Annotated in this window: 21 protein-coding genes; 6 read left to right on the forward strand and 15 right to left on the reverse strand. The window is 37.6% G+C overall.

Translation table 11 applies throughout. From position 1 onward, the window contains the following. The first annotated feature begins 6 nt into the window (after positions 1 to 6). The 4 genes from xni to I6F42_RS01255 all read left to right on the forward strand — a co-directional run bounded on the left by xni (position 7) and on the right by I6F42_RS01255 (position 4,147). The gene (gene xni / locus I6F42_RS01240; RefSeq protein ID WP_197150206.1) at positions 7 to 780 is read left to right on the forward strand and encodes a flap endonuclease Xni; all 774 of its coding nucleotides are present in this window, start codon (positions 7 to 9) and stop codon (positions 778 to 780) included. A 69-nt stretch (positions 781 to 849) separates the two neighbouring features. Then, the gene (locus I6F42_RS01245) at positions 850 to 1,233 is read left to right on the forward strand and encodes a DUF3192 domain-containing protein (protein WP_024591078.1); all 384 of its coding nucleotides are present in this window, start codon (positions 850 to 852) and stop codon (positions 1,231 to 1,233) included. A gap of 11 nt (positions 1,234 to 1,244) precedes the next feature. Beyond that, positions 1,245 to 2,933, forward strand: a complete 1,689-nt coding sequence (locus I6F42_RS01250; protein ID WP_197150209.1) for a hypothetical protein — start codon at positions 1,245 to 1,247, stop codon at positions 2,931 to 2,933. Between the two features lie 206 nt (positions 2,934 to 3,139). After that, positions 3,140 to 4,147 (forward strand): isocitrate dehydrogenase, encoded by a 1,008-nt coding sequence (locus tag I6F42_RS01255; protein ID WP_007580684.1) that lies wholly within the window; start codon positions 3,140 to 3,142, stop codon positions 4,145 to 4,147. A gap of 57 nt (positions 4,148 to 4,204) precedes the next feature. Here the strand turns inward: I6F42_RS01255 and I6F42_RS01260 are convergent, their stop codons facing one another. Further along, positions 4,205 to 7,201, reverse strand: coding sequence for an immune inhibitor A domain-containing protein (locus I6F42_RS01260; protein ID WP_197150220.1), 2,997 nt, complete (start codon positions 7,199 to 7,201; stop codon positions 4,205 to 4,207). Between the two features lie 489 nt (positions 7,202 to 7,690). Between I6F42_RS01260 and I6F42_RS01265 the strand changes: the two genes are divergently transcribed. After that, a complete protein-coding gene (locus I6F42_RS01265; RefSeq protein WP_197150222.1) occupies positions 7,691 to 9,415 on the forward strand; it encodes an acetolactate synthase 3 large subunit in 1,725 nt (574 codons plus the stop codon). Then, on the forward strand, positions 9,415 to 9,912 hold the full coding sequence (gene ilvN, locus I6F42_RS01270) for an acetolactate synthase small subunit (RefSeq protein WP_007580691.1): 498 nt from the start codon (positions 9,415 to 9,417) through the stop codon (positions 9,910 to 9,912). Before I6F42_RS01265 ends, ilvN begins: the two co-directional genes overlap by 1 nt. A gap of 92 nt (positions 9,913 to 10,004) precedes the next feature. Here the strand turns inward: ilvN and I6F42_RS01275 are convergent, their stop codons facing one another. The 14 genes from I6F42_RS01275 to I6F42_RS01340 all read right to left on the reverse strand — a co-directional run bounded on the left by I6F42_RS01275 (position 10,005) and on the right by I6F42_RS01340 (position 20,763). Then, complete coding sequence (locus I6F42_RS01275) at positions 10,005 to 10,280, reverse strand: HU family DNA-binding protein (protein WP_002962474.1); 276 nt, start codon at positions 10,278 to 10,280, stop codon at positions 10,005 to 10,007. 210 nt (positions 10,281 to 10,490) lie between these two features. Continuing rightward, the gene (locus tag I6F42_RS01280; RefSeq protein WP_010552971.1) at positions 10,491 to 11,030 is read right to left on the reverse strand and encodes a DUF3833 domain-containing protein; all 540 of its coding nucleotides are present in this window, start codon (positions 11,028 to 11,030) and stop codon (positions 10,491 to 10,493) included. Between the two features lies 1 nt (position 11,031). Further along, positions 11,032 to 11,520, reverse strand: a complete 489-nt coding sequence (locus I6F42_RS01285) for a chalcone isomerase family protein (RefSeq protein WP_197150225.1) — start codon at positions 11,518 to 11,520, stop codon at positions 11,032 to 11,034. 54 nt (positions 11,521 to 11,574) lie between these two features. After that, on the reverse strand, positions 11,575 to 12,075 hold the full coding sequence (locus tag I6F42_RS01290; protein WP_007580697.1) for a DUF2878 domain-containing protein: 501 nt from the start codon (positions 12,073 to 12,075) through the stop codon (positions 11,575 to 11,577). Next, the gene (locus I6F42_RS01295; RefSeq protein ID WP_165735776.1) at positions 12,053 to 13,315 is read right to left on the reverse strand and encodes a cyclopropane-fatty-acyl-phospholipid synthase family protein; all 1,263 of its coding nucleotides are present in this window, start codon (positions 13,313 to 13,315) and stop codon (positions 12,053 to 12,055) included. The genes I6F42_RS01290 and I6F42_RS01295 overlap by 23 nt, the downstream gene beginning before the upstream one ends. A 37-nt stretch (positions 13,316 to 13,352) precedes the next feature. After that, positions 13,353 to 14,090 carry a DUF1365 domain-containing protein gene (locus I6F42_RS01300; RefSeq protein WP_197150226.1) on the reverse strand — a complete coding sequence of 246 codons (738 nt, stop codon included), beginning with the start codon at positions 14,088 to 14,090 and terminating at the stop codon, positions 13,353 to 13,355. Continuing rightward, on the reverse strand, positions 14,083 to 15,339 hold the full coding sequence (locus I6F42_RS01305) for an NAD(P)/FAD-dependent oxidoreductase (RefSeq protein WP_007580703.1): 1,257 nt from the start codon (positions 15,337 to 15,339) through the stop codon (positions 14,083 to 14,085). Before I6F42_RS01305 ends, I6F42_RS01300 begins: the two co-directional genes overlap by 8 nt. Further along, the gene (locus tag I6F42_RS01310; protein ID WP_007580704.1) at positions 15,336 to 16,046 is read right to left on the reverse strand and encodes an SDR family NAD(P)-dependent oxidoreductase; all 711 of its coding nucleotides are present in this window, start codon (positions 16,044 to 16,046) and stop codon (positions 15,336 to 15,338) included. The genes I6F42_RS01305 and I6F42_RS01310 overlap by 4 nt, the downstream gene beginning before the upstream one ends. Before the next feature lie 2 nt (positions 16,047 to 16,048). Then, the gene (locus tag I6F42_RS01315; protein WP_007580706.1) at positions 16,049 to 16,477 is read right to left on the reverse strand and encodes a nuclear transport factor 2 family protein; all 429 of its coding nucleotides are present in this window, start codon (positions 16,475 to 16,477) and stop codon (positions 16,049 to 16,051) included. A 1-nt stretch (position 16,478) separates the two neighbouring features. Continuing rightward, positions 16,479 to 17,873: a deoxyribodipyrimidine photo-lyase gene (gene phrB, locus I6F42_RS01320; RefSeq protein WP_197150228.1), complete on the reverse strand. Its 1,395-nt coding sequence runs from the start codon at positions 17,871 to 17,873 to the stop codon at positions 16,479 to 16,481. Then, positions 17,873 to 18,826, reverse strand: coding sequence for a DUF523 and DUF1722 domain-containing protein (locus I6F42_RS01325; protein WP_007580711.1), 954 nt, complete (start codon positions 18,824 to 18,826; stop codon positions 17,873 to 17,875). The genes phrB and I6F42_RS01325 overlap by 1 nt, the downstream gene beginning before the upstream one ends. A gap of 8 nt (positions 18,827 to 18,834) precedes the next feature. After that, entirely contained in the window at positions 18,835 to 19,500 is a 666-nt protein-coding gene (locus I6F42_RS01330; protein ID WP_197150243.1) for a ChrR family anti-sigma-E factor, read from the reverse strand. Then, complete coding sequence (locus tag I6F42_RS01335) at positions 19,493 to 20,116, reverse strand: sigma-70 family RNA polymerase sigma factor (RefSeq protein WP_010552978.1); 624 nt, start codon at positions 20,114 to 20,116, stop codon at positions 19,493 to 19,495. The genes I6F42_RS01330 and I6F42_RS01335 overlap by 8 nt, the downstream gene beginning before the upstream one ends. 68 nt (positions 20,117 to 20,184) lie before the next feature. Further along, complete coding sequence (locus I6F42_RS01340; RefSeq protein WP_010552979.1) at positions 20,185 to 20,763, reverse strand: LON peptidase substrate-binding domain-containing protein; 579 nt, start codon at positions 20,761 to 20,763, stop codon at positions 20,185 to 20,187. Positions 20,764 to 20,772 lie beyond the last annotated feature (9 nt).

Genomic DNA, 20,772 nt, shown 5'->3' on the forward strand with positions numbered 1-20,772 from the left:
TATAGTTTGAAACCCCATTTACTTCTTATTGATGCGCTTAATTTAATTAGGCGCATTTACGCCGTTGACGCTAATCAAAAACATCACAGCGATGAGCAAATGATACAAACGTGCTGCGCACGTGTAGCTCATGCGTGTAAAAAGCTTTTAGATACAAGTAATGCAACCCATGCGATTGCGGTATTTGATGGTGACAAAAGCTGGCGTTATCATTTTTATAAAGACTACAAACACTCCCGTGCCCCAATGCCTCAAGTGCTAAAAGATGCCTTAGAGCACTTTAAAACCGCAATAGAAGAAACTGGTATTGTTGTATTTGAGCCTATTAACGATGAAGCCGATGACATTATTGCAACGCTTGCGTTTAAGGCATCAAATAATCAAATAGCTAATACTGTTGTCTCTACTGATAAAGGCTTTTTACCCTATTTAGGCCCCTACATTACAGTTTATGATTACTTTAAAAAACTCTATTTAGATGAGACAAGTATAAAAGAGCGTTTTGGTGTTGAGCAAAATAAGCTCGTTGATTTTTGGGCTTTGGCTGGTGATAAAACAAATGATATTCCGGGAGTAAAAGGAATAGGTACTAAGTCTGCGCAGCAAATAGTTAATAACTATCATTCTATTGAGCATGCGGCCGAAGATGAGTCTCTAAGCCCGAGTATTAAAGCAAAGTTAGCCGCTAATATGGATATGTACGTAATCTCAAAGCACTTGGTTAGTTTACGCACCGATATAAATTTAGGCTTTAGTTTAAAGCAGTTAAGACTTAATTAGTCGCAAGTTAATAGCCTCTAAACATTACAAAACGTATACTATTATTAGTTACCGGAGTCAGAGTAAACCATATTGAAAAAATTTATCCGATATTTAATCTTAGGTTTAGGGCTATATGCACTGATAGCAGCGTTGGTGATCACCTTTTATAAAGACGATCCTCAGGCTATGATCTGGCAAGACCGAGAAGCTTTTAATAAACGTTATATCGAAAAACTATCACTTGAGCAGCCCACAACACTAAATACTGTGCTTGATTATTTAGGCAGCCCCGACCTTACTTATGCCAAACGAGATGGTGAACAAGTATTTCAGATTGTTTTTTACCGTACACAGCATAAAACATCTGACGGTATAACCACTATGGATGAATGTACTGGGTTATTATTTAAAAATGGGCAGCTATTTTTATGGGGTCCTAGTGCATATAATAAATATCAAGAACAAAATTAGGTGAAGGTTTAATGGATGAAGCTGTTTCAACTACTTTAGAGCAGCTGCTTAATAATACGCAGCTGTTTTTAAGCTATTATAACAATAAACAAAAATGGACAGCCTTATACCCCATGGCAAGTAAGCTAGCTGAGCAATATAGAGTGCTCTATAGCGAACAGCCATTCGCATTACAAGCTCGTTTAACACTTTATAATCCTAATTATTCTTATGCCACCAACTTAGTTGTTAGTCAAAGTGTAATAACCGCTGCACTTTGTAAATCTCAACACTATAACAATGCCCTAAGCGAGCTATACATAGCGGCTTCACTTATTGAGCATTTATGTGTTGGAGCGCAATTAAACAAGCTTTGCGAACAAACACCTTTTCAAGACTCTGATAAAAACATATGGAAAATGCGTCATCAGTTAGCCGCAAAAGTAATGTTATCCAGTGGCGATTCTGCCAAACCCGTCACGCAATTATTAGCTAAGTTAAGTAAATATAAACAAGCATTGGTAAGTGCTCCTAAAATAATGCTTTACGATGGGGGCATAACACTAATTGCTTTAGCAAATATTATTAGTATGAACATTACTAGTAATACGGCTAATAAACACATAAGTTTATTTAAAGCACTTACTGACTTGTACATTCGCACACCAAATTTGTTTGCACTGCAGCTAATCAAATCACTTATAGCCCATTTGGGGCCACTATTACCGGGAAGCCGCGTTTTTTATGCCGAGCAAACCATGATTTATTTAGCGACTGATGCGCAGCAAAAACATATTTTAATTAGTAACACTAATCCAAATAAATTAGCTTGGTTTAGCGTTAAAGCAACGCTTAACGACAACCCAAAACAATGGCATTGCGCTGATAAAACCATTAGCTTTAAAGTGTTTAACAGTGAACATGTTAAGTCAAAAAGTGTGGCTGGCGTTGATAAAGCACAGTCTTTACTTGAACTAATAAGTAATATTAAGTCACAGCACGAATATAGCTATAAAGGGCTAAGCCAGCTAATGGTGGCTCACCCTCAGGTAGTTGCTAATTTATGTGAGGCAGTGAAACCTTATAATAAGGAGCATCAGGCCGCTAAAGACTTAAAGCATAGTTTATCGATGGTCGGTTATTATAATGCGCCTGCGATAATTCAAAGAGTTGTTTTTGAGCAATTAGTTAATGTTACCCCACACCCTCTGCAAGCCTACGTTACTAACAGATTAAATGGTTTAGTGAAAATAATGGCCTTATTAGTCAGTAAAAATAAACATGACCAGTTTGAACACATTACATTACCTTTATATGCTTATGCTCATTTTTTATTAACGCAATGCAGTACACAGCTTTCTCGTAAAACGCTGATTGACGACACACCAAATAAAACATTGAGTGCCCCTATTTGCTCATTTTTTGGTGTGGATTCAATTAATAACGAGCAACTAACGCAACAGCTTACTCATTTATTAAGTGACAACCCATGGACAACGGCACTTTTAGAAGCAGAGCAAACACCTAAAAAACACTTAACTGATTCTCATAAACTCTGGATCACACTTAAAATTGTTGCCCAGAGTGTTTTTAAACCAGAACTTGCGCTAACAGCGTGGCAACTGCAAACATTAAACGAACAACTGAAAATACTAAATTGGCAAAACCCAACTGATTTTAATCAAAAATTAGAATCTCTCGCGTTATTTAATAGTATTTAATTTATGGAACCCTATTTAACGTCTTTATACCCATTATAACTTTGGTGTATACCCAGTATTTCTTGTATAAACTAGCAAAATGGGTGATAAGTTGATATAAATGCGCCCTTAAATTTTCAAGCACGTTCACATAAATGATCTAACAAGCGATTATCCTCTCAGGGTAATAATTTATGTGCAAATCAAACTCTTTAAAGGAAAAGTCAATGGCCAAACAAACCATCACAGTGATCAAAGGCGACGGCATCGGTCCGAGCATTATCGACTCAGCACTTGAAATATTAAAAGCCGCAGGTTGCGACTTTGATTATGAATTTGTTGATGCTGGCCTAGCTGCACTTGAAAAAACAGGTGAGTTACTTCCACAAGACACGGTTGATACAATAGCTAGAAACAAAATCACTCTTAAAGGCCCATTAACAACGCCTGTAGGTGAAGGTTTTACGTCTATTAACGTAACACTTCGTAAGCAATTTGGTTTATACGCTAACGTACGCCCTGTTAAATCATTTGTTGGCACTAAAGCACGTTACGACGATATTGATATCATTACTATTCGTGAAAATACGCAAGGTATGTACTCAGGTGCAGGCCAAATAGTAAGTGAAGACGGTAATGAAGCAGAAGCAAAATCGATAATTACGCGTGAAGGCGCAGAAAAAATCGTAACTTTTGCATATGAGCTAGCGGTACGTGAAGGTCGTAAAAAAGTAACTGCTGTTCATAAAGCTAACATTTTAAAATCAACATCTGGTTTGTTTTTAAAAGTAGCACGTGAAGTAGCTGAGCGTTACCCACAAATTGAATCAAATGAAATGATTGTTGATGCAACGTGTATGAAACTGGTAATGACACCTGAAGAGTTTGACGTAATTGTTACGACTAACTTATTTGGTGATATTTTATCTGACCTTTGTGCTGGTTTAGTTGGCGGTTTAGGTATGGCTCCAGGTGCTAACATTGGTGAAGACGCTGCAATTTTTGAAGCTGTACACGGTAGTGCACCAGATATTGCTGGCAAAAACCTAGCTAACCCAACATCTGTAATTTTAGCGTCTATCCAAATGCTTGAGCATTTAGATATGGGCGATACAGCAGAGCGTATTCGTAGTGCTGTTGCTGATGTAATTAAATCAGGCGACCGTACAACTCGCGATTTAGGCGGCAGCCACGGTACAACTGATTTCACTCAATCAGTAATTGACCGTTTATAATTAATATTTGTTATTAATTTAAATAGCCCGCTAATTTAGCGGGCTTTTTTTTATTTGCTAGCTGCGCTTTATCCTAGGTAAGCATAAAAGTAATAACACTAATAAACCTGCCAATGATCCGCCACTTGAACCCGAACTACTTTGTTGCTTTTGCACTGTAAGAGATAACTCTTTAGTAAAAGTATCATTTGTTTGAGTATCAGTAACATTCAACGTTACACTAAATGCCCCGTCAGTTTGATAAGTATGCCTTGGGTTTTGTAAGTTTGATACCGCACTGCCATCACCAAAATCCCAACTGTAAGTATAACTATTAAAGCCGCCGGTTACTTGCGCATTAAATTGAGCGCTTAAATCATTTACTGTAACGTTTGCGTCTATGCTAAGCGGAACAGTTGCCGTTACATCAACTGCTTTAGTTTGCTCCGTGCCTTCGTTATCTGTCACTGTAAGCGTTACTTGGTAATCACCAGAGTATAAATAATTATAAGTGAGCGATTGCGTCGTTAAAGTACTTCCATCCCCTAGCTGCCAATTATAAGTATACGGTGCGACTCCACCTGTAAACGAAGCTTGAGCTGTTAATATTCCTTGGTTTATTTCATATTCAATTTCATTTACAGATAATGGCTCAACTAATATAACTTGAGCTACAGCTACTTGCTGTGAAGTATCATTACTTGCCATAAACTCAACGCTATAGGTGCCATAATCTTGGTATTCATGAGTAGGCGTTAACTCTGTGCTGGAGCTTCCATCGTCAAAATTCCACGTGAATTTATCCGCAGGCGTGAGTGCAAAACCTTCTACATTAAAATTAACGATTAAACCTGTTTTGGTAAAATTAACACCCTTAGTAACATCGTAATTAAGCTCTACCTCTATATCTTCACTATCAGCTGACTGGCTTATAATATTAAACCCAAAGCCAACCTGTGGAAGAACAACACCCGATGGCTGTTGCGCTGAAAAGCTATAGTCGGTTTTATCAGTAAACTCTGTAATAGCTGATAAATCATCATCACCTAATCCAGCTCGCTGTGGATATAAACTAAAAGCAGCATCACGAATTTGAATTGCTGAAGCAGCCGGAGTTTGCGTACTGCCTTTATTTATCGAGCGCTGATCAGCATCTACCACTAATGCAAAACCACTACCAGGATGCTCTGTCGTGTTGTTATCTGCTTGAGATTCATTGCTATACCACAATAATAATCCCGGTGAGTACTGCTCTGCTTGCAAACTACTGTCAACACCTGTGTATGAACGCAATTGTAAATAGTAATGTGATGGCGATGCATATGTGTAACTACCTATTTTTTCAAAGCCATTAAACTCGGTGTTAACTTGATCTTGTGCATTATTTTGCCAAATTAAGGTATCACTTTGCTCAATACGCATATCATCCACAACAAAACCATAATAATGTGTGTTCGCATCTGTTATGTATTCTATTTTTAGATCAATCATTTGCCCAGCATAAGCTGATAAATCAAACTCATGAGTTAAATAGCCGTTAGGCTGCTTAGCATCGCTATTAAAAAATGAATCCCCTGATATATACGGACCAATGTCACCATAGTATGGGTTTATTGCTTGCGTATAATTACTAGCAATAGGCTCCCCATTTACTTTTACCTGTACTAAATCATAGTCGCGCTCAATACTGTAATAAGCAATAAAGCTTAAAGTAAGTGCCTCAGTTGTGTTTGGTAGCGTTACTGTATTAACTAAGCTGTTACTAATATTGTCGCCCGTATTTGAATAGTATTGAAAATCGCCTTCTACTGGCGTTTTAAATTTTTCGAGTCGAGATGGCAGTGTTATTTTTATTTGGCTTTGTAGTTGTGAAGTACTCGCAGTATTAATTAATGTTTGCTGTGCGTTAGCATCTATCTCATCCATATCAAGCGTGAGCTGATTAACCCAATTACCCTGGTATCGATTTTGTAAATATTCAAGCGCATAAGGGCTAAACATAACAGGCTCTGAGCCTCGTGGAGAACCTGCCCAACTTCCTGTCGACATAACTGACCAAGACGCGACAGGCTCACCTACCGTGTTAGATTGTAAGTCGTATTCATCTAATAATCCCAAGTCATGCCCAAACTCATGCACCACCACGCCAATCCCAGCATCAATTGGATTAATTGTGTAACCAAAGAGTTTAATACTGCTGCCTGCAATCTCGCTCGGCCCGCTATTCTCATCAAATACATAATAGCGGTGCGACCAAATAGCATCGGTGCTTAGGTAACCACCACCTGCTTCCTCACCAATACTAGAATGAAAAATCATTACATGGTCAATAATGCCGTTGGGTTCATTAATAATTCCATCGCCATCAACATCATCTAAATCAGTTAAATCATAGTCCGCTAAATTAATATTAAACTTTGCAACCGCCTTCTCCACAGCCTCTTTGACTAAAGCGGGCGCATTTTTATCACGCGTACTGCCTTGGCGTTCACCATATATTTTTGCATTACTATCAGCGGTTACCCAGCCATATACCTGCCCGTTAAAGTTTAAGCTATTACCAGACGCTGCTTTATAATAATCTGCAGCCGTTGATAAGCTTTGTCCATCAGGGCCCGCATAACCTTGAGTATTAAAAAGCATTTGCTGATAGTGTTCAGTTGAATATTCAGCGTAAAACATGTTTGTGTCTTGCTCTACAAGTCGATTATCGTCATGTTTGAGGTCAGGAAAATCAATTAAGATAGCTAACACTTTTACATCATTAACGCTTTGATCAGGCACTAGCGACGTTGAAAAAGCGGCTTGTTTTTTATTTGTGTTTGAAAAATCCGTAGAGGAAGATTTAAATCGCCTAAAGCCATTTTTAATTGAGTGATTGGCAACTTCTTTGTTACTCATATATGACTTAAATGAACTATCTAACTCACTAGAGGATATTTGGTCTCTTTTTTTAAGCCAATATAAAATACGTTCTTCGTTAGTTATACCAACATCATGCGGGCTTAAATTATTAGCCGCTACTATAGGGCTTAATAGCGTAGTTAAAAGCGCAATTAACGTCACTTTTTTCACTGTGTTTTCCTCAAACATAATTATGTAGTAATCATACCTAATAATAGAAATTTAAACATGCGATAAAAACATATAGTTAACATGTGCAATAAAAGTTAATGGTCTTTCACACTTTTTTATAACTAAAATCAAACACACAACCTAAAACGCATAATTTCTGCTAGTTAACTCAGTTAAATACAGTATTTCTGCAGATTTAAATTAAAAAAAGCTACAAAACGAATTTAAAATGCAAAAAACCACTTTCAAGGTTGACATAAGGGTTCAAAACCCTTAAAAATAAACCTATACAGAATTTTTAATTTAAAAGCAGTGTTTTGCTAAGTAGAGTAAAAACTATGAACACACAAATTAACCTTTTAGTCGTACTCGTACTGGTCTTAGTTATAAGCCCAGCGGGGATGTATTAAAAGGTGATACTGCTTTTTAAAAACCCTCGCACTACGCGGGGGTTTTTTTATGCATAAAAAAGCGCACAGAGGAATGAGGATGAGCAAACAAGAATATAATGGCTCTGAACTAGTAGTTCAGGCATTAAAAGAGTTAAAGGTAAAATACATATTTGGCTACCCCGGTGGTTCGGTTTTAGACTTATATGATGCACTTTTTCAGCAAGATGATATTGAGCATATATTAGTACGTCATGAACAAGCTGCCACACATATGGCTGATGGTTATGCTCGTGCTACTGGAGACGTCGGTGTTGTACTTGCAACCTCAGGCCCTGGCGCTACAAACTGTATAACGGGTATTGCAACGGCCTACATGGATTCAATTCCTATGGTTGTATTATCAGGCCAAGTGCCTACAAGTTTGATTGGCGATGATGCATTCCAAGAAACTGATATTGTGGGCTGTTCTCGCCCTATAGTTAAACACAGCTTTAACTGTAGAAGTGCTAAAGAAATCCCAACAATCTTAGCTAAAGCCTTTTATATAGCCAGTACAGGTCGTCCTGGACCTGTTGTAGTTGAGCTTCCTAAAGATATGCTTAACCCTGCTATAAAGTTTGAATACGAATTTCCTAAAACAACAGAGCTAAGAACATACAGCCCTAATACTAAAGGGCATTCAAAACAAATTCGTAAAGCGGTAACAACTATTCTAGAGGCCAAAAAACTGGTTATCTATTCTGGCGGTGGTATTGTTATTTCAAATACGTCAGAGCAATTAACGCATTTAGTTGAATCGTTAAATGCGCCCATTACCAATACACTAATGGGGCTTGGCGGCATATCAGGTGTACATCCAAACTTTGTAGGTATGCTAGGCATGCACGGCACGCTTGAGGCTAACAAAGCAATGGCAAACGCCGATGTGATTTTAGCGCTTGGTGCACGATTTGATGACAGGGTAACTAATAACGTTAAAAAGTTTTGTCCAAATGCCACAATTGTACATGTAGATGTTGACCCAACTTCAATTTCAAAAACAATCAAAGCACACATACCAGTTGTAGGTTGTTTAGCAACCGTACTTGAACAACTACAAACGGGTATTGATAAAAGCCTAATTAAAATAGATCGCAGCGCGCAAGAAGATTGGTGGCGCCAGATTATCAGCTGGCGTGAACAAAAATGTTTAAGCTACAACACAGATGGCGACAAAATTAAGCCACAAGCCGTTATTGAAGCTGTTTATAAAGCCACTAATGGCGATGCTTACGTAAGTTCTGACGTTGGTCAGCACCAAATGTTTGCAGCGCAATATTACCCATTTAAGCATCCTCGTCAGTGGATAAATTCTGGCGGCCTAGGCACTATGGGCTTTGGTTTACCTGCTGCTATGGGCGTAAAATTAGCCTTTCCTGATAAAGAATCTGTATGTATTACGGGTGATGGCTCTATTCAAATGAATATTCAAGAGCTATCTACCTGCTTGCAGTACAACCTAGCGGTAAAAGTTGTATCACTCAATAACCGCTCTTTAGGTATGGTACGCCAATGGCAAGATATGGTTTACGGCGGTCGTCATTCATCATCTTACATGGACTCACTGCCTGATTTTGTTAAGTTGGTTGAAAGCTACGGGCATGTGGGTATTAAAGTAAACACACTTGATGAGTTACAACCTGCAATCGATAAAGCTATGAGCATAAACGATCATTTAGTCTTTTTAGATATTCTTGTAGACGAGAAAGAACATGTATACCCAATGCAAATCAAGTTAGGCGGCATTGATGAGATGTGGTTACGTAAAGGAGTAAAAGCATAATGCGTCGTATTTTATCTATTCTATTGGAAAACGAACCAGGTGCACTGTCGCGTATTGTTGGGCTTTTTTCACAACGTGCATACAACATTGACAGCCTAACTGTTGGCACAACTGATGATCAGTCGTTATCACGTATTACCATTACCACCATGGGTGATGACAGAGTGGTTGAGCAGATCACAAAACAAGTTAACAAATTAGTCGACGTGCTTAAAATTATCGATTTAACAGAAATGAGTCACATTGAGCGAGAGTTATTGCTTGTTAAGGTATTTGCTCAAGACGAGACGACTCGTGCAGCGGTTACCCGCGTAGTTGATGTGTTCCAGGGTGTTATTTTAGATATGGGCCGACAAAGCTATAGCCTGCAACTAGTGAGTAGTACAGACAAAATAGAATCGTTTTTAGACACACTTCGCCATGAAACCGATATTATTGAAGTTGTACGTTCTGGTGCTGTTGGCATTGGCCGAGGCGATAAAGCCTTAAAAGCATAAATTTATAATATAAAGGCATCAGTTGATGTCTTTATTAAACATAAAAAAAAAGAGCTAAATAGCTCTTTTTTTATTTTAATTCGTTAAACCTATTAAGGGTTTACTTGGTCTTTAAGACCTTTACCTGCTTTAAAGCTTGGGATAGTTGCCGCTGCGATTTGGATCTCAGCACCCGTTTGTGGGTTACGGCCAGTGCGAGCTGCACGTTCTTTTACTGAGAAAGTACCAAAACCAACTAATGCTACTGAATCACCTTCTTTTAAAGAAGAAGTTACAGCACCTGTAAACGCGTCAAGAGCACGAGTAGCAGCGGCTTTAGAGATTTCTGCATCAGTAGCAATTTTTTCAACTAATTGAGCTTTATTCATTGTTAGATTCCTATTCGTTATTATTTTGCCTTCGCAAAACCTATCTTTATGCATTTTTAAAGAGTTAGCAACAGCAAATTGCATTTTTTGCTTAAATTCTTAAAAAATGAGTAAAATTTAAATAATTCTCGGTAGAATACAGCGTGTTGGGTTAACAAAGACTTAATTTGAGTACAATTTTGGCGCAAGTTAAGCAACTGGGTAAATAAGCTATATTTTTTCGATAACTAAGGTCACTTCCCCGACCTCGACTCCAAACTTAACAATAGATGTGCGGTTTATCAAGCGCGATTGTGTAACCAGGTACATCCAATCGTCAAAATTCACTTCTAAAGTACTGCCATCGTATGGAAGCTCTACATCATAATTCCAATGAAATACGCTGCCGTCACTTTTGCCTTTTGCTGTACCTATAACATCAGCTGCTGTCCCCGTTAAACTATTGTCTTCATTTAACGTTATTTTCCAGATTCGCTTTTGGGTTTCGCCATCATCATAAACAAAGTCTTCTTCAATAACGCCCTGGTTACCGTCCCAAGTCGCATTCATATCTACGACAAGCTTTCGGGTCAATTCGCCTTTAAAGTCTTGTACAACACCATAGGCTTTCAAATTTCCGCTAAAAAACGTTTTAAAGTCGAAATTTGGCGATGTATTTTTATAATGTTCAACATTTGGTGCCGAACAGCTAATTAAAAGTAGAGCCGAGAGGCTCATAACAGCTGCTTTTAACGTGTTTAATATGTTCATATTAATTCCCTAATAATTGCTTTCGTAATTTTGGCTCAGAGGTTTTTTCATCAAGCCAAATAGCTAAAAAGTCACTCGAAAATTGAGGTTCATCAATTTCACCCATTTTTTCATCATTATGATAAAAAGTGCTCATACCTTGCTCATTTGTCACTAATGTTAGTGAGTCACCCTTTTTTATATCAGGCCAAATAGACAACAATTTACTGTCGTATTTGTCTGCCAGCCCTGTTTTTCCAAGATGTTCCCACTGCTCATTTGTTGCTTTTACTATTTCTTTAGCGTCAAAGTCACGTAAATAGGTAAGCTTAAACTTAACAGGATGTGTTCCTGCGCTGTAATTACCTGAAGGGGTAAATAGCACAGCGTCATATACATCCCAAAATAAATACTCCACTCGTGCTTCGCCTACTTTATTAAATTGTGTGTTAGCTAAAACAATTGAAGTGGTAAGCAAATAAAAAGTAACTGCCTTTAGTAAAAATTTCAAAATAAGCTCCCTTTGAGTCAATGGGTAATGTTACGAAATAGAAATTGTGGAAGATCAGCGATTGATGAATAACTTGATTTTTTGGTTTATGAAAAGAATAACAGTAAACACTGTAGACCAAAGCGCCCCGTAAACGAGCCAGAATTGCCATAAAGGTAAACCTAAACTTATTACTTCAAAGCGCGCTCCAGCCCAATAACTTGCTGGCGCAAATGCCATACATACCAAAAAGGCCTGCCAAAGCTTTAATTTACTCAAAAAAACCATAGAGGTATTCAAAGAAAGTAATAATGCAGCCCATAAAAACACGAGCCATAGAGGGAAGGGATAAACTTTAAATTCTAACAAGCCTAACTTTACCGCTATAAATTCTAACAATAGTGCTAAAGGTAGGGCTTTAATTAATAGTAAGGAGTCTTGTTTTTTCTGCTTTGACAAACAAAACATTAAAACAATAATCAAGCCACTAAAAAGTAGCGAATTGGCTTCAAGCAGCAATGATAAAAACCACACTGCTTGAAATAAAACAAAATTAGTAACCGAGCGCAATATCATCGTTATCACTAGTAAAACGAGGTTTACGCGCCATTAAATGTACCGTACTTGTTGCTCTGGCTCTAAACGCACCTTCACAATAAGCAAAATAAAATAACCATAAACGATAAAAGCGTTCATCAAATTTAGAGCGGTCTAAATCAGGCCAGCTTTTTATAAAACGAGTTCGCCAGTCTGCTAATGTTCGTGCGTAGTGAGCACCAATATCATTAACAGTATGAATAACCATATCGGTATTATTTTTAATCTGCTCACTCATTTCGTTAAGCGATGGCAAACATCCGCCCGGAAAAATATACTGCTGGATAAAGTCAGAGTTTTTTAAATAATGCTTATAACGCTGATCGCCAATAGTAATTGCTTGAATAAGCATGGCGCCATCGTCTTTTAGGAGCTCACCACACTGAGTGAAAAAGCTCGGCAAATAATCATGACCCACTGCTTCTATCATTTCAATAGAAACAAGCTTGTCGTATTTACCTTTTAGTAGTCTGTAATCGAGCTTAAGTAATGTTATTTTACTTTCAAGACCAAGTTCAACAATCTTGTTAGCTACATAATCATGTTGCTCATCAGATATGGTTGTTGTTGTTACATGGCAATCGTAATGTGTCGCAGCATATATAGCAAATGCCCCCCACCCTGTACCAATTTCAATTACTGAATCATTTTTTTGAAGCTCAACTTGCTCACAAATGCGTTTAAGCTTGTATTGCTGAGCCTCTTCAAGTGTGGCTTCTTTTGTAGGATATACAGCACTTGAATAGAGCATTTCTTTACTTAAAAATGATTCGTACAAATCATTACCTAAGTCGTAATGAGCAACAATATTTTTCTTAGATCCCGATTCTGAATTTTTGTTTTTTATGTGATTAAACCGGTGTGCGATATTACTAAAAAATGCGAATTTTTTTTCAAACTCATCAAGTTGCTTTTCATTTATAGCAAATATCTCGATGAATGAAGTTAAGTTGTCACAAGACCAATGTCCCAAAATATACGCTTCACCAGCGCCAACGCTTCCAGATAACGCAAACGCTTTATACATAGCTTTATCATTAACTGTTACTGTTGCTTTTAACGCAGACGATACATCACCAAAAACTGTGCGCTCATTTCCTTCAATTAAAACAACTTGACCTGTTTCAATTGACGAAAAGGCTTTAGTCACTAATTTTTTATATATATTAGTTAACCAACTAGTGCTTTGTTCGCAATTTAAGCTCGACACTTTATCCATTAAAATACCTATTAATTGTCCTGACTACCTATGTGCTTTATGGCTTACCTGAGTGACCTAAAAAAGGCACTCGCTTTAAAAACAACTTTAATGCTTGATAATAAATACCTTTGAAAATAGACCATGTCATAGCCGGAAAACGTTTAAACAACTTATTAATCTCTTCGTTAGTGAGTTCTTTACGTTTTAAGCGAAGTGTTGCATCAAATAATAACTCTTCATTTCGCTTATTTTCAATGTGTATCAATGTTTTATCAGGCGATTGTTTAACATGCCAATGATAGTTCATATCCAGATTCATAAAAGGTGATACGGAAAAAACCTTCTTAAAGTTCACTTTTTTTTCTAAAGGGACTAAATAATAATGACGTTCGTTCCATGGTGTATTACTCACTTCAGCAATCATGTACTTAAAACGGGTGTCGTTGTGGCCAAAAAAGTAAAAATTAACAGGGCTAAAATACACACCAAAACAACGAAATTGCCCTAGCATGTAAATATGAGAAAAGGTTTCAGTAATACCTAAATTGGCAAGTTGATCATGCGCACGCTCAATAAGAGGTCGTTTAGCAAGTTCTAAGGTATCTTTAAGATAATCAGCTTCATTAAATTTTAACGCTTTTAAGCCTGACGTACCTATGTGTTTATGCACACCATTTAGTTGTTGAGGATTATTTAAATCTACCCACATCATATACAAAGGGTAACTAAAACGATGTTCTTTAACAGCAAAACGGCGATGTTTTACATCGCCTAAATACACTGCACTAGTCAAATTCGACCCCAAGTTGCTTGGCTACATCTACACCACTGTGTACGCCATCTTCATGAAAACCATTGTACCAATAAGCACCACAAAAATAACTATTGTTTTGTCCATCAATACTGTGTTTAAGCTTTTGAGCAGCAATTGACTCTTGGTTAAATACAGGGTGATGATAAGTAAACTCGCGCAAAATTTTACTTTGGCTTATTCCTTCAAGGTGATTAAGCGTTACACAAAACTGTGTATCCGATTGTATACCTTGCAAAATATTCATTTGGTAAGTAACAACAGCTGCTTTATCAGTGTTGTTATTAAGTAGGTAGTTCCAACTTGCCCATGCCGCTTTTCTATCTGGTAAAAGGTTTGTATCGGTGTGCAGCACAACTGAATTCTCAGTGTAAGCTATTGCACCCAATACTGACTTTTCTTGCTCAGTAGCATCACCAAGTAGTGCAAGCGCCTGATCTGAATGACAAGCAAATATTACTTTATCAAACTTACTTAATTCACCATTGGCAAACTCTATTGTTACTTCATCATTTTGACGCGTAACAGATTTAATATCTGTATTAAGTTTAATTTTATCAGCAAAGCCTCTGATCAACGGCTTAATATACTGACGAGAGCCACCTGGTACTACATACCACTGTGGTCTGTTTGTTACATCTAAAAGGCCGTGATTAAAGAAGAACTTAACAAAAAATTCAACGCCTACATTTTCCATTTCTTTAATACTGGTAGACCATATAGCCGCGCCCATCGGAAGAATATAATGGTATTTAAAAAAGTCATTAAAGTGATTGTCGCTAAGCAGTTGCCCTAATGATTGATCAGATTGGTAATCATCTTTTTCATGTAGTGCTTTACACAATTTGTTAAACCTAACAATGTCGTACAATAATCGCCAAAACTTAGGTCTAAAAATATTACGACGCTGTGCAAACAGGCTTGTAAACGTATGGCCATTGTATTCAAAGCCAGTGGCTTCGTTATGAACACTAAAGCTCATTTGGGTTGTTTGTTTATCTACACCAATACGCGATAGTAACTTTTCAAAGTATGGGTAAGTTCTGTCATTAAATACAATAAAGCCAGTATCAATTGCGTATTTTATGCCGCATACATCAACATCAACCGTTGCGGTGTGACCACCTATATAATCATTTTTTTCAAATACGGTTACATCGTAATGTTTATGAAGCAAATGCCCACATGTTAAACCAGATACACCAGTTCCTATTATTGCTATTTTTTTCAACGGGCTAATCCTTTTGCGATTTTAAGCCAAATTGGGAGTGGTAAAATACGTAATGCTTTTAATATAAGTGTAAAACGGTACGGAAAGTGAACATCTTTTCGGCGCTTATGTATTCCCTTAATCATATAATCTGCGGCTTTTTCAGCGGTAACGGCCATAGGCATCGGGAAATCATTTTTATTAGTAAGCGGAGTTTTCACAAAGCCAGGGTGAACTAAAGTCACATCAACATCATCTAAATCAACAGCTAAGCTTTTTGCTAAGTAACTTACACCCGCTTTTGATGCACCATAAGCTTCTGAACGAGGTAGCGCAAGATAGGTAACACTTGAGCTGACCAAAACAAGCTGACCACCTGAATTTATTTTAGGAAGTAGCGCCTCAAGGCAATACCCCATAGAGAGTAAATTTACGTTTATTACACGTTCAAACAATGCACTATCAAAGTTTCGTGCGTCATCTATGTATTCACAGTTACCCGCGTTTAAAATAACACGGTCAAAATGAGGAAAGCCAACTGTCGACTCTTTAATGTCTTGTAGATTAGTTGCATCAAATTTACATGCTTGAATATTGTCGTATTTAGCAAGCTCAGCGAGCTTTTCACTATTACGGCCACAAGCTATAACAGTGTCTCCCAACTGCGCATATTTAATTGCTAACTGCTCACCAATACCAGAAGTAGCACCCGTTATAAGTGTGATCATAATTAACCTGCCCTTTTATCAATTAGCTTTATAACACTACCAAGTAAAGGAATATGTTTGTACAGCAACTCGCCCACATTAAAGTAGTCTCTGTGCTTGATAATTTTGCCATTTTCAAAAATAAGCTTGCTATGACCTTCTACCGAAATAGTTTTACCTGATGAAAGCTTTGGATGTGCATAGTGCATAGTCCAATAAATAAAAGCATTGTTTCCGCTATTAAACGAATCGCTAATATCAAACTGACAATGCTTAACATTGCTGTATAAGTTAGCAAAGTACCTGCGCAATTCTACAATGCCATTAATTTCGTGCATTGGGTCTATAAACTGTATGTTGTCACAGTAAATATCACTCAATAAATCAAGATTAGTGCTATCAAGCTGTTGGTATATTTCAACAAATTTATCTACTGGTAACTGGTTATCCATATCACACCTTAAATGCAGCAAGTGCACGTTCTCGTGCCGCTTTATGATCAACTATTGCTGGCCAGTAACATTCCTTATCTTTACCTATTGCGGCTAAATAAGTGTGTGGAAAATGAATGTGTTTATCTGGCACGTTTTCAAGCTCTGGCAAATACTTACGGATAAACTTGCCAGTTGGATCAAAGCGCTCGCTTTGTCTGATAGGGTTAAAAACTCTAAAGTAAGGCTGAGCATCACACCCGGTACTTGCAGCCCACTGCCAGCCACCATTATTTGAGGCTAAATCGCCATCAATTAGGTGCTGCATAAAAAAGCGCTCACCTTCGCGCCAGTCTATTAATAAATGCTTAGTTAAAAAGCTCGCAACAACCATACGTAAACGATTGTGCATCCAACCGGTTTGCTTTAGTTGTAGCATTGCAGCATCTACTAACGGGTAACCTGTACGCCCTTCACACCATGCTGTAAATTCATTTTCGCTTTTACGCCACACTACGGCGTTATACTTTTCGTTAAAGTTATCACCGCGCGAAAGCTTCGGAAATTCAGCAATTAAATGCCTGTAAAATTCGCGCCAAACAAGCTCGTTAATCCACGTAAACGTTTTACTTTTTGACGTAGTTAAAATATCAGGATAACGCTGCTGAATATTAATAAGCAGCTGTTTTGTGCTTACAATACCAAGTGCTAAATACGGGCTTAAACCTGATGTGCCTTTTACGCTGGGTATATCACGCTGATCGTCGTAGCTTGTAAGTTTGTCACATATAAAGTTATCGACCACAGTAGAAAGTGTTTCGTCGTCAACCGGCCACTTATCCGAGCATCCATCACTTTTTAGTAAGCCGCTTTCATCAAATTTTGTTGGCTCAGAAGTTAAAGGCCATTGAGGCAAACTAAAGTGTGTATCTTGATACTGCTTTAACCATGCTCGTTTGAAAGGAGTAAATACTTTATACATTTCATTACTTTGATTTTTGACCGTTCCAACAGGTGCAATTAAATCACCTTCGTACAAAGTAAAAGTAATAGAAAGCTCATCGCATTCGTGCAAAATTGCTTTATCGCGGTTTACTTCATTAAGCTCATATTCTGTATTAGCAATTACGTGTTTTACATCGTTTGCTTTACAAAAATCAATAAGCTCACGCGTACAATCAGAAAAGCTAGGTGCTTCAATAACATGTAAAGTAATACCGTAATCAGCAAGCTGAGATTGAAGATAAGTAACTCGGCGCTTGAGTAAGTCAATCTGAATAGGCGCAGTTTGGTGTTGTTGCCACTGTTTTTCAGACACAAAAAAAATGGCGTGTTTAGCGCCATTGTTTAGCGCTTGAATTAACGCTTCATTAGAAAAAAGGCGCAAATCGCGCCTAAACCAAAATAATGTATCCATTAAATACCAAATCGTAGTTTTAAATCGTGAGGGTAAGGGTTAAAAAACACTTGTTTTTCAAGGTACTCATTTGGGTGAACCTTCAAATGATGTTTTAACAAGGTAAGTGGTACATACAATGGCACCAAACCTTCGCGGTATTCATCTATCGCATCACGAAGTTCTTGTTTTTCAACCTTCGATAAATCAGTTTTAAAGTAACCTTGTAAATGCATTAGCGTGTTGCAATTATTTCTGCGAGAAGCTGGCTTTTTAAGACCCGTCATCAAACCTAAAATATATTCATCAGCAACTGCATTTATATCGTCGCCTACATAAGTCCCCAGCAGGTTACCCAAATCACGATAAGCTTGATAGTTATGAGCCATCAACAAGTACTTATACTGAGAGTGAAATTGAGTAAGCTTATGAACCGTAAGCGGCTCTTGTACTAATTTTTGCCAGTTTTTAAATACGTAAATTCTCATTACAAAGTTTTCACGTAAATGCATGTCGTTTAAACGTCCGTTTTCTTCACATGGCAATAATGGGTTGTGCTTCATTATTTGCTCAGCAAAAAAACCAACGCCTTCAGAGGTATTACCTGTTCCTGCTTCATTGTATATTTTAATGCGCTCCATGCCGCAGCTTGGGCTTTTTGCACAAAATACAAATCCGCTTAATTCTTTAGCTTGTTCAGTAGCAACTTTTTTACCATATTCAGTAAGTTGTTGGCCTACCTCGCCGGTGCCATCTGGGCGGCATACTTTAATAGTATCGCCCACTTTAACTTGGCGAATAGTTGGACGAGGTATCGGTAAACCAACAGCTACTTCCGGACAAAACCGTGTGTATTCAACGTGTTTACCTAGCTCATCCATACAAAAATTTGACTTTTTATGTCCTGTGTCAAATCTAACTTTTTCGCCTGCTAAGCAGGCGCTTATACCTATTTTTATTATATCTGTGTGCATATATTCTCTTAGTAAATCAAATTACCTATTGGATTTAGTAACTTGCTGAAGCCCTTATTAAAATGTAGCGCACTACTGACAACTGTAAAGCATAAACATCCATCTTTCGTTAAAGGTGTATGTTGATGACTACCATCTTGCCAAATAAAGTCGCCTGGTACGTAATTACCATCTTCATCACTAAACTCACCGTCTAGTAGTAAAGTAACTTCAAATCCGGTATGTGTATGCTCAGGAATTTCGCCACCGGCATCAATATGTAGCAAGCTAGAACGCAGCGCACCATCATCAAGCGAAACGCGAGATCGTGCCAGTTTACCAACTTGTGTAAATTTGCTATGAGAAATACGTGTTAAAGCACGTGGAAGCTGATAGTTATGCTCATTCACTTTAATAGAGACAGGCTCTACTTCGTAAACTTCATCGATAGAATCATCAGACATGATCATATCGAGAACATTTAGTTCAAATTCTTCAAGTAAATCAGATTTCTCAAATTGACCAGGCTCTTCACTAAATAATGCATTTGCATTACTAGCTTCAATTTTAGCTACTTTAGCTTGGCACACAGGGCACATGTCTACGTGAATAGAAACGGCTAAACTCAATGATGTAGCAAGTGATGCATCGCAATACTGTGTCAGTAAAGTTTCACTCGGGTGATGTTTAATCATGCTGATCTCCCATTTCATTACGTAATTTTTGCAAGGCCAAACGTAACCGTGATTTTACCGTGCCTACTGGAATATTAAGTTGATGTGCAAGTTGCTCTTGCGACATATCTTGAAAGTAAACGCCTCTTACCACTTCGCGTTGAGCAATCGGTAATTTGTCTAAATAACGCTTAATTTGCTTATCTTCTAAATGATCACTGTATTCGTGATGCGTATCTTGTGAGTCGTTTAGTAACGGCCAAATATCTTCGCTTATATTTTCTTCTTTATTACTTTTCATTTTACGAAGCATATCGAACGAAGCATTACGCATAACGGTATAAACCCACGTAGTTGCAGCGCCTTTTTCACTATGATACAAATGTGCTTTACGCCAAACAGACGTTAATGTCTCTTGCACAAGCTCCATGGCTTGGGCTTCAACACCAAACTGCTTAATTCCAAAGCGTTTAATTTTTGGCGCAAAGTATTCAAATAAATATGAAAACGCTTTTTTATCGCGTGATTGCGCAACATCTATAAGCGCTTGCATGAGCTCTTTACTCGGCGTTTCTGGCATGGCAGTGTACTTACCTGTATTAGGTTCACAACGTGGTGACTGTTGTTGACTTACCATAATAATTTATCCCGTTATTGCTTTTGTATTAAGTAATACGGGCAATAATTAATTTAGGATCATAAAATTTAGGCAAATTCGTTATTAATCACAGTATGGAGGAAATTCAGTAAGTTATCAAAATTCGTTTCAAACGCAAGTTGCTGTTTTTTCTCAATAGAAACAGGTAGGAGTTCGAGCCAACGTGCTGCAATCCAGGGAAGCTTGTCAAAATGAGTTTTCTTGTACAACAAATTAAGTTCCGGATTACCATCAAACACGTTTTTAAGCGCGTCGTGTAGTAGGTAATGTTCACCAATTTGATTGTTAGAATCTTTGTACCAATACGGCGTATTACAAGGCGATACCAAGCCATGACGTAATTCGTCTTCGTCTTGATAAACATCATTAATTTGCACATTTTGCGATGCAAATACATCAATTAATAATACATCGTTATCGTCTTGGTCAAAATCAATAATATCAACAAGGCAACCTTGCGCGCTTATATTAAAAGGCGTGTCATGCTCAAAAGTACAAAGCACAAACCCTGTATTATTTTTTAATGCGGTTTTAACCATATTTAAGTAGCGAGGCTCAAATATGCGTAATCGCGTATAACCTTCAGGTAACATAAAAATGGGTAATGGAAAAATCGCACGTTTCATAAAGTCTAC

The organism is Pseudoalteromonas sp. SWYJZ12, assembly GCF_015864395.1.
Classification (GTDB): Bacteria; Pseudomonadota; Gammaproteobacteria; order Enterobacterales; family Alteromonadaceae; genus Pseudoalteromonas; species Pseudoalteromonas arctica.